The 21247-nt window shown below is 65.9% G+C and carries 20 protein-coding genes and 2 tRNA genes; 11 read left to right on the forward strand and 11 right to left on the reverse strand.

Annotated features, from left to right (window positions below; translation table 11 throughout):
• Positions 1–74: 74 nt before the first annotated feature.
• Both NG697_RS02730 and orn read right to left on the reverse strand, forming a co-directional pair.
• A tRNA-His gene (locus tag NG697_RS02730) sits at positions 75–147 on the reverse strand.
• 129 nt (positions 148–276) lie between these two features.
• On the reverse strand, positions 277–909 hold the full coding sequence (gene orn / locus NG697_RS02735; protein ID WP_082575783.1) for an oligoribonuclease: 633 nt from the start codon (positions 907–909) through the stop codon (positions 277–279).
• Positions 910–1032: 123 nt separating this feature from the next.
• Between orn and mptB the strand changes: the two genes are divergently transcribed.
• Entirely contained in the window at positions 1033–2589 is a 1557-nt protein-coding gene (gene mptB, locus NG697_RS02740) for a polyprenol phosphomannose-dependent alpha 1,6 mannosyltransferase MptB (RefSeq protein WP_252599551.1), read from the forward strand.
• A gap of 15 nt (positions 2590–2604) precedes the next feature.
• On the opposite strand, the gene NG697_RS02745 is transcribed toward mptB, so the two are convergent.
• Positions 2605–3381: a DNA alkylation repair protein gene (locus tag NG697_RS02745; protein ID WP_374209887.1), complete on the reverse strand. Its 777-nt coding sequence runs from the start codon at positions 3379–3381 to the stop codon at positions 2605–2607.
• 140 nt (positions 3382–3521) lie between these two features.
• Here NG697_RS02745 and map point away from each other — a divergent pair, with 140 nt between their 5' ends.
• A complete protein-coding gene (map, locus tag NG697_RS02750) occupies positions 3522–4289 on the forward strand; it encodes a type I methionyl aminopeptidase (RefSeq protein WP_252599549.1) in 768 nt (255 codons plus the stop codon).
• On the opposite strand, the gene NG697_RS02755 is transcribed toward map, so the two are convergent.
• Both NG697_RS02755 and NG697_RS02760 read right to left on the reverse strand, forming a co-directional pair.
• Entirely contained in the window at positions 4276–4746 is a 471-nt protein-coding gene (locus NG697_RS02755; RefSeq protein ID WP_252609462.1) for a GNAT family N-acetyltransferase, read from the reverse strand. The genes map and NG697_RS02755 overlap by 14 nt on opposite strands.
• A 171-nt stretch (positions 4747–4917) precedes the next feature.
• Positions 4918–6006 (reverse strand): LacI family DNA-binding transcriptional regulator, encoded by a 1089-nt coding sequence (locus NG697_RS02760; protein ID WP_252613571.1) that lies wholly within the window; start codon positions 6004–6006, stop codon positions 4918–4920.
• Between the two features lie 178 nt (positions 6007–6184).
• Between NG697_RS02760 and NG697_RS02765 the strand changes: the two genes are divergently transcribed.
• From NG697_RS02765 to NG697_RS02775, 3 genes are read left to right on the forward strand one after another with little or no spacing between them, the layout of a single operon-like run.
• Positions 6185–7354, forward strand: coding sequence for a Gfo/Idh/MocA family protein (locus NG697_RS02765; RefSeq protein WP_252613573.1), 1170 nt, complete (start codon positions 6185–6187; stop codon positions 7352–7354).
• Positions 7354–8568 carry a dihydrodipicolinate synthase family protein gene (locus NG697_RS02770; RefSeq protein WP_252609468.1) on the forward strand — a complete coding sequence of 405 codons (1215 nt, stop codon included), beginning with the start codon at positions 7354–7356 and terminating at the stop codon, positions 8566–8568. The genes NG697_RS02765 and NG697_RS02770 overlap by 1 nt, the downstream gene beginning before the upstream one ends.
• Complete coding sequence (locus NG697_RS02775; protein ID WP_252613575.1) at positions 8565–9422, forward strand: sugar phosphate isomerase/epimerase family protein; 858 nt, start codon at positions 8565–8567, stop codon at positions 9420–9422. Before NG697_RS02770 ends, NG697_RS02775 begins: the two co-directional genes overlap by 4 nt.
• A gap of 114 nt (positions 9423–9536) precedes the next feature.
• On the opposite strand, the gene NG697_RS02780 is transcribed toward NG697_RS02775, so the two are convergent.
• A tRNA-Arg gene (locus NG697_RS02780) sits at positions 9537–9609 on the reverse strand.
• Between the two features lie 214 nt (positions 9610–9823).
• Between NG697_RS02780 and NG697_RS02785 the strand changes: the two genes are divergently transcribed.
• From NG697_RS02785 to ettA, 3 genes are all read left to right on the forward strand, one after another.
• Positions 9824–10405, forward strand: a complete 582-nt coding sequence (locus NG697_RS02785; protein ID WP_252599543.1) for a single-stranded DNA-binding protein — start codon at positions 9824–9826, stop codon at positions 10403–10405.
• 108 nt (positions 10406–10513) lie between these two features.
• Positions 10514–11071, forward strand: a complete 558-nt coding sequence (locus NG697_RS02790) for a DUF6993 domain-containing protein (RefSeq protein WP_252609472.1) — start codon at positions 10514–10516, stop codon at positions 11069–11071.
• A gap of 46 nt (positions 11072–11117) precedes the next feature.
• Complete coding sequence (gene ettA / locus NG697_RS02795; RefSeq protein ID WP_058932192.1) at positions 11118–12800, forward strand: energy-dependent translational throttle protein EttA; 1683 nt, start codon at positions 11118–11120, stop codon at positions 12798–12800.
• A gap of 102 nt (positions 12801–12902) precedes the next feature.
• Here the strand turns inward: ettA and NG697_RS02800 are convergent, their stop codons facing one another.
• Complete coding sequence (locus NG697_RS02800; protein ID WP_252599541.1) at positions 12903–13883, reverse strand: acyl-CoA thioesterase; 981 nt, start codon at positions 13881–13883, stop codon at positions 12903–12905.
• A 63-nt stretch (positions 13884–13946) separates the two neighbouring features.
• On the opposite strand from NG697_RS02800, the gene NG697_RS02805 reads away from it, so the two are divergent.
• Positions 13947–14603, forward strand: a complete 657-nt coding sequence (locus NG697_RS02805) for a DUF8185 domain-containing protein (protein WP_104060850.1) — start codon at positions 13947–13949, stop codon at positions 14601–14603.
• Between the two features lie 52 nt (positions 14604–14655).
• On the opposite strand, the gene NG697_RS02810 is transcribed toward NG697_RS02805, so the two are convergent.
• Together NG697_RS02810 and NG697_RS02815 are read right to left on the reverse strand one after the other, a co-directional pair.
• A complete protein-coding gene (locus tag NG697_RS02810; protein ID WP_305884324.1) occupies positions 14656–15108 on the reverse strand; it encodes a globin in 453 nt (150 codons plus the stop codon).
• Positions 15109–15112: 4 nt separating this feature from the next.
• Positions 15113–15805: a mechanosensitive ion channel family protein gene (locus NG697_RS02815; RefSeq protein WP_252599540.1), complete on the reverse strand. Its 693-nt coding sequence runs from the start codon at positions 15803–15805 to the stop codon at positions 15113–15115.
• A gap of 122 nt (positions 15806–15927) precedes the next feature.
• Here NG697_RS02815 and NG697_RS02820 point away from each other — a divergent pair, with 122 nt between their 5' ends.
• Positions 15928–16920 (forward strand): NAD-dependent epimerase/dehydratase family protein, encoded by a 993-nt coding sequence (locus tag NG697_RS02820; RefSeq protein WP_252613577.1) that lies wholly within the window; start codon positions 15928–15930, stop codon positions 16918–16920.
• Positions 16921–17020: 100 nt separating this feature from the next.
• Here the strand turns inward: NG697_RS02820 and NG697_RS02825 are convergent, their stop codons facing one another.
• Positions 17021–17494, reverse strand: a complete 474-nt coding sequence (locus NG697_RS02825; protein WP_252599538.1) for an OsmC family protein — start codon at positions 17492–17494, stop codon at positions 17021–17023.
• A 9-nt stretch (positions 17495–17503) separates the two neighbouring features.
• Complete coding sequence (gene pepN / locus NG697_RS02830) at positions 17504–20071, reverse strand: aminopeptidase N (RefSeq protein ID WP_252613579.1); 2568 nt, start codon at positions 20069–20071, stop codon at positions 17504–17506.
• A gap of 110 nt (positions 20072–20181) precedes the next feature.
• Between pepN and NG697_RS02835 the strand changes: the two genes are divergently transcribed.
• On the forward strand, positions 20182–21198 hold the full coding sequence (locus NG697_RS02835; protein ID WP_252609476.1) for a hypothetical protein: 1017 nt from the start codon (positions 20182–20184) through the stop codon (positions 21196–21198).
• The last annotated feature ends 49 nt before the right edge of the window (positions 21199–21247 follow it).

A 21247-nucleotide genomic window follows, 5' to 3' on the forward strand; every position in this document is an offset into this window, starting at 1 on the left:
TGCAAAAAAATGGAGGCCGTACCGGATATCCGGTACGGCCTCCAAATGGACGGCTTTCACTGCCGCCCTATGAGGGTGAGCTACGGGGGTTGAACCCGCGACCTCCTGGACCACAACCAGGCGCTCTGCCAACTGAGCTAAGCCCACCATGCGCCCCACAGATTTCCCGGTAGTCCGGTGCTCTGGAAAGGCAACTCAAATAGCTTACCTGCTGTTTGAGGGTGCTTGCGCCATTTTTGGGCTTTTAGCGAAAATTTCCGCCAAACGTGGCGCAGATTACTCTTTCGGAATACCTGCTGTGCCCGGCGAGGCAGTGATGCGCTGGGCGACTTCACGGGCCGTGGCGCTGTCAGGCCCCGGAGCCGGAACGAAAACCGCCTCGCGGTAGTAGCGGAGCTCGTCGATGGAATCCTGGATGTCACCCAGGGCGCGGTGGCCGCCCTTCTTGGCGGGGGACTGGAAGTAAGCCCGGGCGAACCAGCGGCGGGAGAGTTCCTTAATGGTGCTCACGTCGATCACGCGGTAATGCAGGTGCTCCACAACGGCCGGCATGTCGCGGGAGAGGAAGACGCGGTCGGTCCCCACGGAATTGCCGCCCAGCGGTGCCTTGCGCGGGTCCGGCACCCACTTTTCGATGTATTCCATCACGGCGGCTTCGGCCTCGGCCATGGTCTTGCCGTGCGGCAGTTCCTTGAGCAGCCCGGACCGGGTGTGCATGTCCCTCACGAAGTCGTTCATCTGGGCGAGGGCCGCATCCTCAGGCTTGATCACCACGTCCACACCGTCGCCGAGAATGTTGAGCTCTGAGTCCGTCACCAGCGCCGCCACCTCGATCAGGGCGTCGTTCTTGATGTCCAGGCCGGTCATTTCGCAGTCGATCCAGACGATGCGTTCGTTAGATATAGGCACCGGACCAGCCTACCGTTTAGCTCCGGCGCAACCGTCCGATGCTAGGATTTCGGGTACATGGGGCGAGGATTTTGCCGCTGTGCGGTGTCTGCGCGAAGTGTAAAGAGATTGGACGATCCTAAGATGACGGCGCCTGTGCCTGCAACGGGGGAGATGGCGGCCAGCGTGATCCCGGAGCCCGGTGCGGCAGAAGTGGATAACGCCAGGTCCCCCATCCTTGCCGGTCTTGTCGGCTCGGTGCTTATGGTGTTCGGATCCCTCGGCGTCGGCTGGCTGGCCCCCGTTTCCGAACTCCGCCGCGTACCGATCTTTATCTGGATGCGGACGGAGGCCATCGGCGTTGCCCTGGCCATCGTGCTGGTTGCGGTAGGCGGCATGCTCCTGGTCCGCTCCTGGCTGAGGCTCGGCCAGCGGGTCCGCGTATGGGGGCCGGCGGCGCGAAAGGCAACGCTGCAGGCCATCGCAGCATGGGGCCTGCCGTTGATGTTCACCGTCCCGCTCTTCAGCCGCGACGTGTATGCCTACATTGGTCAGGGCAGGCTGATGGTGGAGGGGTTCAACCCCTACGAGAACGGCATCTCGGCGTTGTCCAACTATTTCCAGCTTGGCGCCGACAAGCAGTGGACTGAAGCTCCCGTGCCGTACGGCCAGCTGTTTCTGTGGATCGAGCAGTTTGTGGTCTGGTCCACCAACGTCCAGCCCGAGGCCAGCGTGATGCTTTTCAGGCTCGTGGCGCTGTTTGGTGTGGTCCTCTGTGTCATCTACGTGCCCAAGCTGGCCGAGCTTCACGGCGTCAATCCGCACCGCGCCTTGTGGCTCACCGCGGCCAACCCCCTGTTCCTCACCAACTTCATCGCCAGCGTCCACAACGACGCCCTCATGATCGGGTTGGCCCTTGCCGGGCTGTATTACGCGGCCACCAGGCGCGTGGTGCTGGGCATAGTCCTCGTCACCCTTTCCATCGCCGTCAAGCCCATCACCATCGTTTTCCTGCCGTTCATCGGCCTGATCTGGGCAGGCAAGAACGCCGGCTGGCCGCGGAAATTCCTGTTCTGGGGACTGACCGGAGGGCTGAGCCTGGCCATTCTGTACGGCCTGAGCCTCGTCAACGGGTTCGGCTTCGGCTGGATCAATGGGCTGTCCGCCCCTGGCAGCCTCTTCATTTGGTACGCGCCGGTGGGCTTGGTGGGGCTGATGGTCGCTTCCGTTTCGAACGCCTTCGGCCTCGACGGGTGGACGCTCGCCGACTGGGTGTTCGACGCCGGCAAAATACTTGCCGTAGGCATCGTCGCCTTCCAGATATTCAGGGGTGAGCATGAGCGGCTGATCCGCCGCCTCACCTTGGGCTTTGCGGCCATTGTGGTGCTGGCGCCGATGATCCAGGCCTGGTATGTGGTGTGGCTCATCCCGCTGTTCGCGGTGACAGGCATCCGCAATGACTGGCAGGTCAAGGCCCTGTATTTCATCGTATCGTTCTTCATGATCTACGCCATTTCTGACCAGCTGGAGGTATTTCCCTACCTCCAGACCGAGGACCTGGGACTTGCCCTGGTCCTGGCCCGCTTCGCGGCGGCGATTACCGGCCTGCTTTTTGCCATGTACCTGATCTTCATGGATCCAGACACCAAAGGGCTTTTCCGGAAGTCGGCCGAACCGGTGACCGAACGCCCCGTTATCTAGTCTCCGCAGGCGCGGTTATCCGGCGCCGGTGATTCCCGCCGTCGTGCCCTGTTCCAGATGCCGCAAGGCTTCCTTCCGGGACCGCGGACTCAACCGCGTACCCTTTTCCACCACGAAATCGTGTACCCACTCCGGGTCCGTTTTGGCGTATTCACGAAGCGCCCAGCCAATGGCCTTCCGGATGAAAAACTCCGGGTCCGCCAGGTTCGGCTCAATGACAGCCCGCAGCAGGTCCTGATCCGTGCTGGCCTTGGCCTTCAACTGCGAGGTGATGGCCGACCGCCGGATCCAGAAGTCCTGGTCCGTGCTCCAGGCCAGCAGGAGTTCGGTCATCATGGGCCGGTGGGCCTGAAGAAGCCCGCCGATACGATGCGACACCCCATCCACGAAATCCCACCACGCGCCGGTGCGGATGATCTCCTCATAGACCGGGAGCATCAGCTGGTCACGGGCCACCAACCGGAGGCTTGTCAGGTCAATGGCCGCATAGCGTTCCTCGCGTACTGTGGAGCCGCGCCAGAGTTCCAGCACCGTGGCCCGCAACTGGCCCGCCGACGTAACGGGGTGGACGGAAGCAGCGGCCAGCGCCAGCCGCCTGACTTCCGGGACTCTGACGCCCAGTGGCGGCAGGGTGGACTTCATATACGCCTGCGCGCCAGTGGCCCGCACCGGGTCAGTCCGCTCCCGCAGCGCCGCGCGCACGGCATCCAGCAACTCGCGGTTCGGAGTCTCCGTACCCGGAGCATCCGTGACCGGTGCCTCCGTGTCCAGCGATTCGTCATTCGGCGACATTCGGTCCATGGTGCAACTTTAGCGAGGTGCCGGCGGCGTGGATGTCGGCCGGTCCATCCTCAGCGGGACGGCTCTAGAGTGGGACCAGACAAACTGCACGTTCCCGTGAACCGTGCTACCCGACGTTGGAGGTTCCCTGCATGTCCATGATCAAGACTCCCGAGCAGATTGCCCTCATGCGCGAAGCCGGGCGGGTGGTGGCCAATACCCTGGCGGCGGTGCGTCAGGCCGCCGGAGTGGGTGTCACCCTGCGTGACCTCGATGCGCTGGCCGCGGAGACGATTGCCACGGCGGGAGCCACACCGGCCTTCCTGGACTACCACCCGCGCTGGGCCGCAGTTCCCTTTCCCGGCGTGATCTGCACAAGTGTGAACGACGCCGTGGTCCACGGAATCCCCGACGGCTACAGACTCCAGGACGGTGACCTGCTAAGCGTGGATTGCGGGGCATTTCTGGAGGGCTGGTGCGGCGATGCGGCCGTCAGTTTCATTGTGGGAACACCCGATCCTGTGGACCAGGCCCTCATTGATGCCACGGATGCCGCCTTGGCCCGTGGGATCGAGGCAGCCCGGATCGGCAACAAAATGGGCGATCTTGCCTACGCGATCGGCGGCGCCGCGCGGCGGGCGGGCTACGGTCTGCTGGCTGACCACGGCGGCCACGGGATCGGCCGCACCATGCACGCCGAACCGCCGGTGCCCAACGACGGCAGGCCGGGACGGGGGATCAAGCTCACCGAGGGGCTGGTCATCGCCATCGAGCCTATGCTGATCCTTGGCCGCAAGGACGACTACTATCAGGACGACGACGGTTGGACGCTGCGTTCCGCCAACGGACGCCGGGCTGCCCACAGCGAACACACAGTGGCCATCACTGCCGATGGCCCGCTGATCCTTACGCTCCCTTAGGTCCGGTGAGGCTCAGGCGCACCATGGCCCGCCCTGGGACGGCGCTGCTGTCCACGGTGAACCCGGCGCGCAGGAAGAGGTTCAGCGTGCCGTGGTAAAGGTCTGCGGGTCCCGCGTTGGGCCGCTGCTCGCGGTCCACCGGGTAGCCTTCCACAACGTCGGCACCATTGAGCCGGGCATGCTCGACGGCGGCGCGCAGCAGCGCGGCTGCCACACCGCTCCGGCGGTGGCCGGCGGCGACCACGAAGCAGGTCACTGACCACACCCCGCCGGACGCATCCGGTGATGCTGTTTCGGAATCGGGCGGCCCTGGTTCCTCAGCCAGCCGCAGCATGCGGGAGCGAAGCACTCGGGGATAACAGGTCCGTGGCTCCACGGCACACCAGCCCACGGGCTGACCGTCGACGAAGGCGAGGACGCCGGGGGCGGGGGAGCCGCCGTCGAACCTTTCCTTCAACTGTGCCTTGCGGGCGGCCGGCCCCAGCGCGGAGTACTCCGGACCGGTGAGGGCAAAGAAGCGGCACCAGCAGCGGGGACGGCTCGCCGGGGCGGCTGAACAAGCGCTCGACGCCGTTCCACTGCGCCGCGGCCGTCGTCAGGCCGGGGGCGGGCCCGTCCGTCATGCTGGTCAGGCCACCGACTCGGCGCTGGTCGGGTGTGCCACTTCGGTGCTGCGCCGGAGTATGACCTGGCCGGTTATCGGGGGCGATCCGGCATCGTCGGCGGACGGGCCGGCCGCGCTGCTGGCGGCCTGCCGTCCGATCTCCTCCAGGGGAAGGTGCACCGTGGAGAGGGCCGGCCGGAAATCGCGCAGAGTCTCAATATCGTCGAAACCGGCAACGGCGGCGTCGCGCGGGATCCGCAGTCCCTGGGAGCGCAGCGCGGCAGCGGCCCCGATGGCCATAACATCGTTGACGGCAAAGATGCAGAGCCGTTTTGTCGCGGTCCCGGGTTGGGACGCTGTGATCCGTGCAGCCAGGGCGAGGCCGGCCTCGAAGCCGCCCGCACGGGTGAAGTCCGTGCGGATGACGTCCGCGGCAGGCAGGCCGGCGCTGGCGAGGCCGCGCTGGAACCCACGGATCCGGTCGTCGGAGGTGAACAGCCCTTCCGGGCCGCCGACGATGACGAAGTCTTCTTCCCGCGACGCGGCCAGCTCGGTTGCGAGCTGCGCGGCCAGCTCCTCATTGGGCACACTCACCACGTGGTAGCCGTCCGCTGTCGCGGCCCCCACAATCCCGTGGCCGATCACGCCCACGTGGCCGCCGTTGCGGCAGTATCGGTCCAGTTCCGCAGCGAGTTCGGTGTTGCCTTCCAGGTCCTCGGTGCGGGAGGTCCGTGATCCTGCGATCACGATGGAATCGGCGCGGCGTGCGGCGAAGGCAGCCACGGCCTCCTTCTCACTGTCTGGAGCGCCCTCGGTGGTGGCCAGCAGCACCATCTTGTGCTGTTCCCTCGCGGCATCCTGGACGCCGCGGGCAATGGCTGCGAAGTACGGATCGGCAATGTCATGCACGATCAGCCCGATCAGCCCGGAGCTGGACTTGGCCAGCCCCTGCGCCTGGGCGTTGGGAATGTAGCCGAGGGATTCGGCGGCCTGGCGCACCCGGTCCGCAATATCCTTGCCGGGTATCCGGGCGGAGCCGTTCAGCACGCGGGAGGCGGTGGCCGGCGAAACGCCCGCCAGCCGGGCCACCTCGGTGAGGGTACTTGCAGCCACAACTTCTCCCGTTCGTACAGACTTTCAGCGCCGTTAGCGCCGCTTTCAGTATGGCAGTTTGAGGATACTTTGGGAAAGCGCTTGCCAACCCGAACGCGAGCGGTGCATGATGGACGCAGTGGGAATGCGCTTTCCCAATATCCCTTGAGTAACACTGCTCACTCACCGTGGAGGACACATGGGCTTCGAAACAAAGACGATCCGTATCGCCATGAATGGCATCACCGGCCGGATGGGTTACCGCCAGCACCTGCTGCGTTCCATCCTTCCCATCCGCGACGCTGGGGGCTTCACGCTGGAGGACGGCACCAAGGTCCAGGTGGAGCCCATCCTGGTGGGCCGCAATGAAGCCAAGATCCGCGAACTGGCCGAACTGCACAAGGTGGCCGAGTGGACCACGGACCTTGATTCCGTGATCAATGACCCCACCGTGGACATCATCTTCGACGCCTCCATGACCAGCCTCCGCGCTGCCACGCTCAAGAAGGCAATGCTGGCCGGCAAGCACATCTTCACCGAGAAGCCCACGGCCGAGTCCCTCGAAGAGGCCATCGAGTTGGCCCGCATCGGCAAAGAAGCCGGCGTCACCGCCGGTGTTGTGCACGACAAGCTGTACCTGCCCGGCCTGGTCAAGCTCCGCCGCCTCGTGGACGAAGGCTTCTTCGGCCGCATCCTGTCCATCCGCGGCGAATTCGGCTACTGGGTCTTCGAAGGCGACGTCCAGGCAGCACAGCGACCGTCCTGGAACTACCGCAAAGAAGACGGCGGCGGCATGACCACGGACATGTTCTGCCATTGGAACTACGTCCTCGAAGGCATTATCGGCAAGGTCAAGAGCGTCAACGCCAAGACCGCCACCCACATCCCGGCCCGCTGGGACGAGGCAGGCAAGGAGTACAAAGCCACGGCGGACGACGCCTCCTACGGCATCTTCGAACTCGAAACGCCGGCGGGCGAGCCGGTCATCGGCCAGATCAACTCCTCTTGGGCTGTCCGCGTCTACCGCGACGAGCTTGTGGAATTCCAGATCGACGGCACGCACGGTTCGGCCGTTGCCGGACTCAACAAGTGCGTAGCCCAGCAGCGTGCCCACACCCCCAAGCCCGTCTGGAACCCGGACCTGCCCGTCACGGAATCCTTCCGCAGCCAGTGGCAGGAAGTCCCTGCCAACGCCGAGCTGGATAACGGCTTCAAGCTGCAGTGGGAAGAGTTCCTGCGCGACGTGGTGGCCGGCCGCGAGCACCGCTTCGGCCTGTTGTCCGCCGCCCGCGGCGTCCAGCTCGCCGAGCTTGGCCTGCAGTCCAACGACGAACGCCGCACCATCGACATCCCGGAGATCACGCTCTGATGACTTCCCTGATTCTTCCCACCCACGGCGGCGGCACCCGCGAGTACCGCCTCCAGGGCGGCGTGTCGTGGGCCCGCCCCACCGTCCCGCTCACGTCGCGGCGTGCCTACGCCGCCGCGCACGTCATTCCCGAGGTCCTGGCGGACAACACGCCAGGTGCCCCGGCCAGCCTCGACTGGGACGCCACCCTGGCGTACCGGCACGAACTCTGGTCCTACGGCCTCGGTGTCGCCGATGCGATGGACACCGCCCAGCGCGGCATGGGCCTGGACTGGGCCGCAACCCAGCAGCTCATCAAGCGCACCGGTGTGGAGGCCGCTTCGGTGGTCGCTGCCGGTGGCCCCGCTACCGCCGGGAAGACTGTGCGCGATCTCGTCTCGTGCGGCGCCGGCACCGACCAGCTGGACCTCGCCGCACTGCCCACCGGCAACGCAGGACTCGCCGCTGTCCTGGACGCCTACCGCGAGCAGATCGCCGTCGTCAGTGAAGCCGGACCCAAGATCATCCTGATGGCTTCCCGGGCGCTGGCCCGCGTGGCCAACGGTCCGGACGACTACCTGCACGTCTACTCCACGTTGCTGCAGGAAGTGGACCAGCCCGTCATCCTGCACTGGCTCGGAACCATGTTCGATCCCGCGCTGGCCGGCTACTGGGGTTCGGACGACGTCGCTGCCGCGACCGAGACCTTTCTGTCCCTTGTCCGCCAGCACGCGGACAAGGTGGACGGCGTGAAGGTATCGCTGCTGGATGCTTCGCACGAGGTTGCCCTGCGCGCTGCCCTGCCGGAAGGGGTCTGCCTCTACACCGGCGACGACTTCAACTACCCGGAACTGATCGACGGCGACGGCAGCCACCACTCGGACGCGCTGCTGGGCATCTTCGCTGCGATCTACCCTGCCGCATCGGTTGCGCTGCAGAAGTACGACGCCGGCAAGGCTGAGGAAGCGCGCGCCATCCTGGACTCCACCCGCGAGCTCGGCAAGCACATCTTCAGCGCCCCCACGTTCTACTACAAGACCGGGATCGCCTTCATGTCATGGCTCAACGGCAGGCAGCCCGGCTTCCAGATGGTGGGCGGCCTGCACTCCGGCCGCTCCGTCTGCCACCTGGCCAAGACCTTCGAACTTGCCGACCAGGCAGGGCTGCTGAAGGACCCGGCGCTCGCCGCGTTCCGGATGTCCGACTACCTGCGCATCAACGGAGTGGGAGTATGACATCCAATTCAGAACCGTCCCCTTTTTCACGGCTTTCCCTGAACAGCGCCACCACCAAGAAGCTGACGCTTGCCGAAGTTGTTGGTGGCTGTGTACGCGCCGGAATCCCCGCGATCGCCCCGTGGCGCGACCGGGTTGAAGAAGCGGGGCTGGACAAGGCCGCGAAGCTGATCAAGGACGCGGGCCTCCGGGTGTCCTCCCTGTGCCGCGGCGGCTTCCTGACAGCGCCCGACGCTGAGGGCCAGGCCGCCGCCCTGGCGGACAACCGCGCGGCCGTCCTCGAAGCCGCTGCGCTGGACACCAGGGAACTCTTCATGGTGGTCGGCGGCCTGGCGCCGGGGGAGAAGGACGTGGTGGCAGCCCGCCAGCGCGTTGCCGACCGCCTCGCCGATCTTGTCCCGTTCGCCACCGAGAACGGCATCCGGCTGGTGCTCGAACCCCTGCACCCCATGTACGCAGCGGACCGCGCCGTCATTTCGACCCTGGGCCAGGCCCTGGATCTTGCAGCCCCGTTTAATGCTCAGGCGGTGGGCGTCGCCGTCGACACCTTCCACGTCTGGTGGGACCCGGACCTGAAGGCCCAGATTGTACGTGCTGGCAGGGACGGGCGCATCGCCTCCTACCAGGTGTGTGACTTCAACATGCCCATAGCGGCCGATCCACTGCTGTCCCGCGGATTTATGGGCGACGGCGTCATCGACTTCGCCACCATCGGCACCTGGGTCAGGGACGCCGGGTACACCGGGGACATCGAAGTTGAAATCTTCAACCAGGAGATCTGGGACGCCGACGGAGATGCTGTCATGGAGACCGTCAAGGCCCGCTACGCGGAACTCGTCCTGCCCTACGCCTGATTCACACCGCAGGTTCGTAACACTCACACAACGAAGAACACCCCCGGTCCGAAGACCGGGGGTGTTCTTCGCTGACCGGCCCATCCGTAGCGGAGGTGCTGGTTCAACAACTTGTGCCCCAGGAGGGAATCGAACCCCCGACCGGCGGATTAGAAGGCCGCTGCTCTATCCCCTGAGCTACTGGGGCACGTGGCGCCACGACGATAGATCCGGCGCATCAAAAGTCTACATTGCCCCGACGCGCAGCAGCGTCAGCGTCGCGCACTGCCGGTACTCCTCCTCAACAGGGCGGTTGCAGGCAGGGTTGTGCACATACGCGAAGTTGTCCCTCGCGGTCCGGTGCCGTCCGCGCGAAGCTGGTTCTGCCGCTAAGGCGCTACCTTTCGAGACAGGACAAGACGATGACTGACTACCAAACATTCCGGGGCTTCGTTGCCACGGATATCAAGACCTCCACGACTCCGGGCGGCGTTGGCACCGCCTCGTTCCGCCTCGGTTCAACGGCGCGGCGTTTTGACCGGGCCACCAGCACCTGGGTGGATAGCCACACCAACTGGTTCAACGTCCAGGGCTACCGTCAGCTTGCCGGAAACATGGCCTGCAGCATCAAGAAGGGCCAGTGCGTCATCGTCGTTGGCCGGCTCAAGCTGCGCAGCTGGGAGAAAGACGGCCGGGTCTACCATTCGGCCGAAATCGATGCGGATTCCGTGGGTCACGACCTCAAGCGCGGTTCGGCCAACTACATCCGTACCAGCGACACCGGACTGCACCTCGTCTCAGACAACGGCGCGGCAGGGCAGGAGGCGTCAGCGGAGGGCAGCGGCGTCGGCCCCGCTGATCCTGACGAGGACGGCGGAGACCCGGAAGAAGGGGAGCACACGGACGACGACGCTGCAGCGTTGGGAGTCTTCCACGAGGATGCAGACGGCAACCGCATTCCGGTGGATGCTGAAACAGGCGAGCTCGCCGGAGCCACCGTCTGAAAGTGCTGGCGTTGGATACCGCACGGGACGCGGGCGGGCCCGGGGCCGGCAGTCCGCCCGCGCCGGGACCGTTCCGTCCCAGGCGTGGCCGCGTGGCAGAATGGCGGCATGAATCGCGCGACGGACAACCGGCAGGCAACCCCAATCACCAGCCGGGCCACCCGTTCCCGGCGGTTTGGGGCACGTGCGGGTCGGGCGCCTGCGGCGCTCGCCGGAAGCCTCCTGATGGTTCTTGCGCTTGCAGCCTGCACTGGCAGCTCCCCAACGGCGGCAGGCACGGGCGCTGCCACGCCCGGCGAAATGGCACCCCCCTCGGGGCTGGCAACCACGGGCTCCACCCAGCCGGCCGCCACGTCCCCGGCGGAGGATCCGGACACCGTGGCGATGAAACAGACTGTGACGGATGCGCTGGGGAAGCTGGCGGCGGGGACACCAAAGCCAGCCACAGCCCAGGTGACAGATGCCCTGACCGGCGCCGGGATTTCCCCGCCGGCGCTCGAAGTGTCGGCGAGCCGGACGCCTACCGGGCTGGAAGCTGATGCCATTGAGGTCGCTGTGTTGCAGGGCACGGACTGCGTGGTGGGACAGGTCCGTGACGGCAAGGTCACCGTTATCATTCTGCCTGTCTTGGCCAGCGGCAAGTGTTTCGTGGGAGCGGCTGCCTGACGCCTCGAATGTGAGTTAAGCCCGCCAACCCACTAGATTTGGAACCATGGCGGAATTTATCTACACAATGACCAATGCCCGCAAGGCAGTTGGCGAAAAACTCATTCTTGACAACGTAAGCATGTCGTTCTTCCCGGGCGCCAAAATCGGTGTTGTAGGCCCGAACGGTGCCGGTAAGTCCACCATCCTGAAGATCATGGCCGGACTGGACATTCCCTCCAACGGTGAGGCCCGGCTCAGCCCCGGTTACACCGTGGGGATCCTGTTGCAGGAACCGCCACTGAACGAGGAAAAGACTGTCCTGGGCAACGTCCAGGAAGGCGTTGGCGAGATCTACGGCAAGATCCAGCGCTTCAACGAGATCTCCGAGGAAATGGCCAGCCCCGACGCTGACTTCGACGTCCTGCTTGAAGAAATGGGTCAGCTGCAGGAAGCCATTGACGCTGCTGAGGCCTGGGATCTCGACTCCCAGCTTGAGCAGGCCATGGACGCCCTCCGCTGCCCGCCCGCGGACGCCGACGTGACGCTGCTCTCCGGCGGTGAGCGCCGCCGCGTGGCCCTCTGCAAGCTCCTGCTGCAGAAGCCCGACCTCCTGCTCCTGGACGAGCCCACCAACCACCTCGACGCCGAGAGCGTGCTGTGGCTGGAACAGCACCTCTCCAGCTACGCCGGCGCAGTCCTTGCCGTCACCCACGACCGGTACTTCCTTGACCACGTCGCGGAATGGATCGCCGAGGTTGACCGCGGCCACCTGTACCCCTACGAAGGCAACTACTCCACGTACCTGGAGAAGAAGCGTGCCCGCCTGGAAGTCCAGGGCAAAAAGGACGCCAAGCAGGCCAAGCGCCTCACCGAGGAACTCGAGTGGGTACGCTCCAACGCCAAAGGCCGCCAGACCAAGTCCAAGGCCCGTCTGGCCCGCTACGAGGAGATGGCTGCCGAGGCTGACCGCACCCGCAAGCTTGACTTCGAAGAGATCCAGATCCCGCCGGGCCCGCGCCTGGGCGGGCTGGTCCTGGAAGCCAGGAACCTGCAGAAGGGCTTCGACGACCGCACCCTGATCGACGGACTGTCCTTCACGCTTCCCCGCAACGGCATCGTCGGCGTCATCGGCCCCAACGGCGTGGGCAAGTCCACGCTGTTCAAAACCATCATTGGCCTGGAGCCGCTCGACGGCGGTGAGCTGAAGATCGGCGATTCTGTCAAGATCTCCTACGCGGACCAGAGCCGCGGCGGCATCGACCCGAACAAGACCCTGTGGGAAGTTGTTTCGGACGGCCTCGATTACATCCAGGTGGGCCAGGTCGAAATGCCGTCCCGCGCCTACGTTGCCGCTTTCGGCTTCAAGGGTCCGGACCAGCAGAAGAAGGCCGGGGTGCTCTCCGGTGGTGAGCGCAACCGCCTCAACCTTGCACTGACGCTCAAACAGGGCGGTAACCTGCTGCTCCTTGACGAACCCACTAACGACCTCGACGTCGAAACGCTCAGCAGCCTTGAAAACGCGCTGCTGGAGTTCCCCGGCTGCGCCGTGGTGGTATCGCACGACCGCTGGTTCCTGGACCGGGTGGCCACACACATCCTGGCCTACGAAGGCGACGAGGAAAACCCCGCCAAGTGGTACTGGTTCGAGGGCAACTTCGAATCCTACGAGGAGAACAAGGTAGAGCGGCTCGGACCCGATGCGGCCAAGCCGCACCGCGTGACGCACCGCCGCCTCACCCGCGACTGATCGCAAAGAAGGCCGGCACCCCGTCAGGGTGTCGGCCTTTCTGCTGCCTGCCGGGAGCCAGTCAGCCCGCTCTGCCAGCGGGCTCAGTCAGCCCGCTCAGCCTCAGTTCCGCCCGGCCTTGCGGATCTGGTGCTCCAGGACCTTGGACTGGAACGCGCCAACTACTTTGTTTTTCAGGTCGGTGGGAACCCGGACCATGCCCTCCTGCGCCACCGAGGCAACGTGCTGCCCGGCCCGGTTGAAAATTTTGCCCGTTGCGAGGCCGCGGGCTCCCTGGGCGCTGGGGGATTCCTGGACGTAGAGCAGCCATTCGTCCACCCGGGCGGGACGGTGCCACCACATGGCGTGGTCGAGGCTGGCGACACTCATGCCGGGCGTGATCCAGCTCAGCCCGTGGCGGCGCAGGATGGATTCCAGCAGCGTGTAGTCGCTGGCGTAGGCCAGGGCGGCCCGGTGCAGGTTTGAATCATCGGGCATGGGCCCGAACGTCTTCATCCAGACGGCGTTCCGGGCCTCCTTCTTGCCTTTGGCCGAAACGTAGAGCGGCGGGTCGACGTGCCGGATATCAAAGGGCCGCTCGTAAGCCCAATGCTGGGCGATGGGGTGGTCGAACTTGCCCAGCAGGTCGGCCGTGCTCGGCAGCGACTCAGGATCGGGAATGCCGGCGGGCATCTTGGATTCGTGGTCGAGGCCTTCGTCCAGGTCCTGGAAGGACGCGATCATCGAAAGGATGGGCACCCCTTCCTGGTAGGCATGGACACGCCTCGCCGAAAAGGACCGGCCGTCACGCAGGCGCTGGACACCGAACGTGATGGGCTTGTTGGCGTCGCCGGGCCGGAGGAAATAGCCATGCATGGAATGGACAAACCGTTCCGGGTCCACCGTCCTCATGGAAGCGACCAGCGACTGGGCCAGCACCTGGCCGCCGAACACACGCTGCCGGGGCTGCTGCTGCGATGGGCCAAGGAAGATGTCCTCATCCGTCCGGGCGCCCTCAAGCTCACCAAGGTCCAGGAGCTGGATGAGCGTTTCGGTGGGGTCGCCGCTGGGTGGCGCCAGCAGTCCGGTTTCGGCTTCAGTCATGGATCGACTCTAGACGCCGCCCGGCCGCTGCTCAACCAAGCTTCAGCCGGTAGTGTTCTTAATGTGTCTGACCTACTTACGAAGTCCTTCCGGTTCGCCGACCCGCGTGATCTCGCCGATCTGCGAACATTCACCACCCGTGCCAAGACGGTCGACGACGGCGCCATCCGGCTTCAGGCCGCAGGTTCCGTTCTCGCGGCCTACGTGTGCATTCTGCGGCCCCGCCTGTTGGGCGAATCCACCCCCACCATCCTGGGCCTGCGCACCATGGCGCTGGCGGAACCTTCCGCGATTGACGTGACGGTACCGCTCTCAGCCGTTCTTGACCGGCTTGCCAGGGCAGGGGAGGACGACGTCGAGCTGCCGGTTCCGCCGTCCACCGTCACCGAATCGTGGACAGGCGTCGGCGCACCGCGCACCGGCTGGGAACTGGTGGGTGCGTTGTCGGATGCTGAACTCCGGCGCGCGGCCGAAGCCGGCATCACCGAAGTGGCGGGCATCATGCCCGCCCAGCCGGGGGCGCTGATCGTCAACAACGCACGCGCCGCTGTGTGGGGCCGGGCCCTTGATGACTCCGGCCTTCCGGCAGGAGCCGCCTTCGCGGCCCTCACCCTGGGATTCCTCGCAGACGCGGACCAGAAGCTGTACCGGGCGGGCCGTTGGTTCCGCCTCAGTGGTCCACGCGGCCACGTCCTGGCACGCACCGGCAGCGGCCTCTAAAACCCGGCCAGCCGCCGTCGTACGCGCCCATACGCTAAGCCCGAAGGCCGCGTCAGGCCTCCGACGGGCTGTTCACCATGGACAGGGCGGCGCGTTCCATGTAGTCCCAGAGCGTTCCCTCGTACAAGGGTGGCAGTTCCAGGGCATCGACAGCGGTCCGCATGTGGAACAGCCAGCGGTCCTTGGCCTCCGGCGTGACCCGGAACGGTATGTGGCGCATCCGCAGGCGCGGGTGGCCGCGTTCCTCGCCGTACGTGGTGGGGCCGCCCCAGTACTGCTCCAGGAACATCAGGAACCGCCGTTTGGCCGGTTCGAGGTCCTCCTCCGGGTACATCGGGCGCAACAGCGGGTCCGTGGCTACGCCGTCGTAAAAGACATCGATCAGCTTGACGAACGTCTCGTGGCCGCCCACGGCGTTGTAGAAGTTGTCCGTGTAGCCGGGCTGGCTGAAGGGATCGTTCTGCATAAGCTGGCGTGGCTGCTGCGGCTCGGCGGGTATGGTCATGTCTCTATTCTCCGGCCTTTTGCTCGGTCTTTTTCGCCTCGGTGGCGGGCGCACTCAGGGCAGTGTCCGGCCCGGCGGCCGGCAAGTCCGGCACTGGCACGTAGTTGCCCTGCGAACGGTTGCCGACGCGAAGGATCTCGCCATTGCGGAGGTACCAGATGGCGCCGTCCTCCGAGCGGACCCGGGTGATGCGCAGCCCCATTGACTCGACCACACCCACTACTTCGCTGGTTTCGATGACGTCGCCGATCCCGTACTGGTCTTCGATGGTGATGAAGATCCCGGCGAGGAAGTCACGGATCAGCTGCTGCGCGCCAAAACCGATGGCGATACCCAGGATTCCCACGCTGGTCAGCAGCGGGGCGATGTTGATGTCCAGGTTCTGCAGCACGTACATGGTGGTGATCACGGCCACCAGAACTCCGACGATGCTGTTGAGCAGGGAACCGATGGTTTCCGCCCGCTGCACGCGGCGCTCGTGATCCAGGGCCCGCAGGGCGGGGGCAACCCACTTGAAGTGCGGTTTCTTGAAGAAATTGGTACCCGACGCCACTCGCTTGCTGATCCGGGAAATTACGAAGGTGGCCACCAGCCATATCGCGATTCCGACGCCAAGGCTGATCACAATGCCCGTAATGCTGACGCCGCTTGGCTGCGAGGTGAGGGGCGGGGGTGTAAGCGACATCGTGCTGAACATAGAGGTAAAACTCCTTGGGGGGTCACCGGCGGCGGCCGGGGGGATGACGTCGGCCCATGCACAGGTTCGCCCGCGGCATAAGGCTCTGTTCTCCTTCAACCCTAGCGCCGTAGCGTGGCCCCATGCGCATCCTCATTCTGGGCGGAACCGCCTTTCTCTCGTCTGAAATCGCCAGGCAGTCCGTTTCCGCAGGTCACACAGTCGCGTGCCTGGCCCGCGGATCCGCGACGGAACCGCCAGCCGGCGTCCAGTGGGTAAGAGCGGACCGTTCACTCGGCGTGAACAGCTATGCACAGGTGGCAAGGGACTGGGACGCGGTGATTGACGTGGCTCGCGATCCTGTCCCTGCCAAGGAGGCGCTGACCGCACTGGCCCACCGGACCGCCCACTGGACGTTTGTGTCCAGCTGCTCCGTCTACGCAGACCATTCGACGCCGGGAGCGGCTGAGGACGCTGACCTGCTGGCACCGCTGCCAGCAGGCACGGAATCCACTCCGGATACATATGGTGAATCCAAGTCAGCGATTGAACAGGCCACCCTGGAGGCCGCGGGGGACAGGGCGCACCTCTGCCGCGCCGGCCTGATTAGCGGCCCCGGTGACGGGACGGACCGGTACGGCTACTGGCCTGCGAGGTTCGCCAGGGACGACGGCCCGGCCGTGGTCCCGGATATCGACGCCCACGCCACGCAGGTCATTGATGTGCGGGACCTGGCGGCCTGGGTCCTCGATGCTGCCCGGCGTGGGGTGACGGGGCCGCTGAACGCCGTGGGGGACCAGGTGCCCTTTGGCAACTACATCGAGGCGGCCAAAACAGTGGCCGAATACCGGGGCGAAGTCCTCAAGGCCCCGGAGGATTGGCTGGTGGAGCACGGGATCGACTACTGGGCCGGACCGGATTCCCTCCCGCTGTGGCTGCCGCCCGGCCACGAGGGGTTCTGCAGCCGCGGCAACCACGCCGCCAGGGCCGCCGGGCTGGCCATAAGACCCTGGCAGGAAACACTGGCGGACACACTGGAGGACGAACGACGCCGCGGCCTGGACCGCCCCCGCAAGGCAGGGCTCACGCCCGCCACCGAAGCACGGCTGGCAGAGGAGCTTGTTCGAAGCCGCTGAGTCCGGCCGGACGCGAACTGGGTAGCACCCCACCCATGTAGGTCGCACTAACTGTCGTTATGACTTCCCATAACGACAGTTAGTGCGACCCAGTTGGGTCTCAGGCCACCAGGGTCACGGGCGAATGATCCACGGGGAAGTTGACGCTGCGGGCGATGAAACAGACCGCGTTGGCTTCGCGGTGAAGCTGTTCAGCCAGATCCACATGGGCCGCGTCCGCCACGGTCACCCTCGGGTTCAGCGTGACGGACTCGAACTGTCCGCTGCCGTCGCGGTTCAGCCGCATCACACCGGTGGCGTCGTCCTGATAGTCGGTCACCACCACCCCGTGCTTCACCGCCACATGCAGGAACGACAGCATGTGGCACTGCGCCAACGCCGCCAGGAGCAGCTGCTCCGGGTTGTAGCGGTCACGGTCCCCATGGAACGTCGGATCGGCGGAACCGGGCAGGACCGGCAGCCCGGGGATCCGGATGTCGTGGTCCCGTGAGTAGCCCCGGTACGACGACGTGCCGTTACCCAGGTTGCCGGTCCACTGCACCGTCAGGGAATAGTGGTGCTCGCCCAGGCCCACGGCGCCGGCCTAGGCTTCGCCCGGCAGCACGTCGGCCGCGCGTGCCCGCAACGCCCGGGCCACGCCGTCCCGGTTTTCCAGCATCATGCGGCGCAGGGCGCTGCTGTCGGCCGGAAGCCCGGCGAGGAAAGCATCCGTCCGGTCCACCGTTGCCTGCGTGGTCAGCAATGCCGGATAAAGCCCGACGACGATCTGCTGGGCGAGTGCGTGTGTGCGGTTTGCCACGATCCCGGGAACAGCCTCGAAGTACTTTTCCGCATACGGCTCGAGCAGCGAACGGTCCAGCACCCGCATGAAGCCTGTGACGGCTGAACCCTGGAGCGCATTGGAGAGTTCTCCCGTGACCACGATCGAGTCCCACGCTGCGGCCTTGGCTTCGGCGGTGGGGATGGCGGCCGTGGCCAGCGCCGCGGCGTTCTGTCCGCTGGCAGTGTTGTCGCGCTCCAGTTCGGCGTCGATCTGTGCCTGGCCCCGCCGGCCACCGGCCACCACGGACGCCAGCAGCTCCCAGCGCAGGTCCTGGTCGACGGCCAGCCCCTCCAGGGTGGCGGTGCCGTCCAGGAGCCCGGCGACGGTGTCCTGCTGGCCTGTGCTGCCGGCCAGCAGGGCAAACGACTTCACAAACTGCAGCTGGGCGTCGGACCCGCCAAGCGCTGCGCTGGCAAGGTCCCACAGCGTGTCCACGGCGGCGACCGTGGTGGCCTCGCGGTGCTCCTCGGCCACATAGAAGTTCAGCGTGGTGGCCAGCTGGCGCAGCTGGACCAGGATCACCGAAGAATCCGATTCCGCGGCCACGTTGGCCAGGATCAGCTCCACATACCGGCGCGCCGGGGACTCGCCGTCGCGGGCAGCGTCCCAGGCGGAGTTCCACACCAGGGTGCGCGGCAGGCTCTCGCTGAAGTCCTTCAGGTGCGCCGTTGCCGTGGCGAGGGACTTCTCGTCCAGCCGGACCTTGGCGTAGGCGAGGTCGTCGTCGTTGACCAGGATCAGGTCAGGCTGCGCCAGGCCCGCCAGTTCCGGGACCTCGGTGCGCTCGCCGTCGACGTCGAGCTCCTCGCGGTGCACGCGCTCCAGCTTGCCCGAGCTGTTCAGGTTGTAGAACCCGACGGCGAGCCGGTGCGGACGGATGGTGGGCCACTCCTCGACGGCTGACTGCACGATGGTGAAGGACGTCAGCGTCCCGGAGCCGTCCACGGAGAGCTCCGGCTTGAGCGTATTGACGCCGGCGGTCTCCAGCCAGAGGCGGCCCCACTGGTCCAGGTCGCGGCCGCTGGCCTTCTCCAGCTCCACCATGAGGTCGCTCAGCTCGGTGTTCTGCCAGGCGTGCTTCGCGAAATACTCCCGGACCCCGGCCATAAACTGCTCCGGCCCCACCCAGGCCACCAGCTGGCGCAGGACCGAGGCGCCCTTGGCGTAGGTGATGCCGTCGAAGTTGACCTCCACGTCCTGCAGGTCGCTGATGTCGGCGAAGATCGGGTGCGTCGTGGGCAGCTGGTCCTGGCGGTAGGCCCAGGACTTCTCCACCGAGGCGAAAGTGGTCCACGCGCTCGTGAAGGACGTGTTTTCCACGGCCGCGAGGTGGGACATGTATTCGGCGAAGGATTCGTTGAGCCAGAGGTCGTTCCACCAGCGCATGGTCACCAGGTCGCCGAACCACATGTGGGCGAGTTCGTGCAGCACGGTGATGGCCCGGCGCTCGATCTGGGCCCCGGTCACCTTGCTCCGGAAAACGTAGCCTTCCAGGATGGTCACCGCGCCGGCATTCTCCATGGCGCCCGCGTTGAACTCAGGCACAAAGAGCTGGTCGTACTTCTCGAACGGGTACGGGAAGCCGAACTGCGCCTCGAAGAATTCGAAGCCCTGACGGGTCAGCTCGAAGATGTTGTCCGCGTCGAGATATTGCATCAGGGATTTCCGGGCAAAAACTCCCAGCGGGATCACCCGGCCGTCGGAACTGGCCACTTCGCTGCGGACTGACTGGTACGGGCCGGCGATCAGGGCGGTGACGTAGGAGGACAGCCGCGGTGTGGGGGCGAATGTCCAGACGGAGCGGGCGCCGCCGTCGTCCCCTGGTGTGGCTTCCACCGGGGCAGGGGTGGGGGAGTTGGAGATAACATCCCAGTGCGAGGGCGCCGTGACCGTGAATCTGAAGGTGCCCTTGAGGTCGGGCTGCTCAAACACCGCGAACATCCGGCGCGAATCGGGAACCTCGAACTGGGTGTACAGGTATACCTCGTGGTCCACCGGATCCACAAAACGGTGCAGGCCTTCGCCGGTGTTCATGTACGGCGCGTCGGCCACCACCGTGAGCTCGTTGGCCGCCGCCAGGTCCGGCAACTGGATCCGGATACCGTCGGACACTGCCGCAGGGTCCAGGGCGTGCCCGTTGAGCGTGACGCTGTGCACGGCATGCGTTACGGCGTCGATGAAAGTGGTGGAACCCGGCACTGCCGTGAACTTCACCGTGGTGGTGGTCCCGAAGACCTTCCCGCCCCTGGTCAGGTCGAGGATGACATCGTAGGAGTCAACGTTGATGAGTGCGGCACGCTCGCGGGCTTCGGCGCGAGTCAGGTTCATACCTGGCAAGTGGGGCCTCCAGAAGGGGTTGCGGTTGCCGGCGGGCGGTGGCCTGCACCGGCACAGTGAAGTCATTCTGTCACGGCCTCCGGCGGGAGTAGCGTTAATGCATGGGAAAGTTCCGGGATTCGGTGGACACCAAGGCACTGCGCTTCGCCGTCGGCTTTCCCGTGGTCCTGGCGGCGGCTTTTGTGTTCTGCGCCTTCTTGCTGCGTCCCGATCTTCCTGACCCCGTAGCCATCAGCTGGACGGCCGACGGCGGCGCCTCCTTTGCCCCGTTCGGCGCCTATGCGGGCGGCGGCGCGCTGCTTATCATCGCCTCAGGCTGGCTGGTCATGTTCCAGGCGGCACCGCTGTCCCGGCCCGCTGTGATGCGCCGGATCATGATGGGGACGGGACTGTTCCTGAGCCTGTTCATCACCAGCGTCCTGGCGGCCGGGCTGGTGGGGCAGGCCGGCCTCGCGGACGCCCGGGAGTCCCGGGTGGATCTCACGGTTCTCGCATTGGGCAGCGGGGCGGCGTTGTCGCTGGGTGTCATCATGGGCTTCGTGTTCAAAGCCGACCGGCAGTGGTCGCTTGACGATGACCGGGCCCTGGAGCTGGCCCTCGCCCGCGAGCTTGACCCGGAGCTTGCGGGGGACACGTTCCGGATGTGGGTGCACGCCCGCAGCTCGGTCTTTGTGATGATCGCGGTGGCAAGCCTGTTCCCGGCCGCGCTGATCGCTGTGGCGCTTCCCTGGCTCGGGGCCCTGGTGGCTGCCCTCGCTGTGGTGGCCGCTGCTTTCCTCTGCGCCCGTGTCAAGGCCGATCGCCGCGGCCTGCGTGTCCTGGTGGCCGGAGTGCTGCCGGTCATGGATGTGCCGGCGGCCGCGATCTCCACCGCAAGTGCCGCGGACGTCCGCGCCGCCGACTACGGCGGGTGGGGCTACCGCAACCACAGCGGCACCGCCGCGATGCTGGTCAGCAGCGGCCCCGCCGTCGTCGTTCATCAAACAGATGGGCGCAACCTTACGGTCAGCGGCGGCAGCCCGGCATCCGCGGCCCGGCTGGCGGAAGTCCTGACCCGGGTGGCTGCCAGGGCGCACGGGGGCACTTCCGGCGAACGCGCGCCGGAGTCTGAGTCCTAGTAACCTTGTCCCTGATGATCTGACCCTGGCCTGAACCAGCACTGCTGGC

The sequence above is a fragment of the Pseudarthrobacter raffinosi genome, assembly GCF_023913835.1.
In the GTDB taxonomy this organism is placed as follows: domain Bacteria; phylum Actinomycetota; class Actinomycetes; order Actinomycetales; family Micrococcaceae; genus Arthrobacter; species Arthrobacter raffinosi.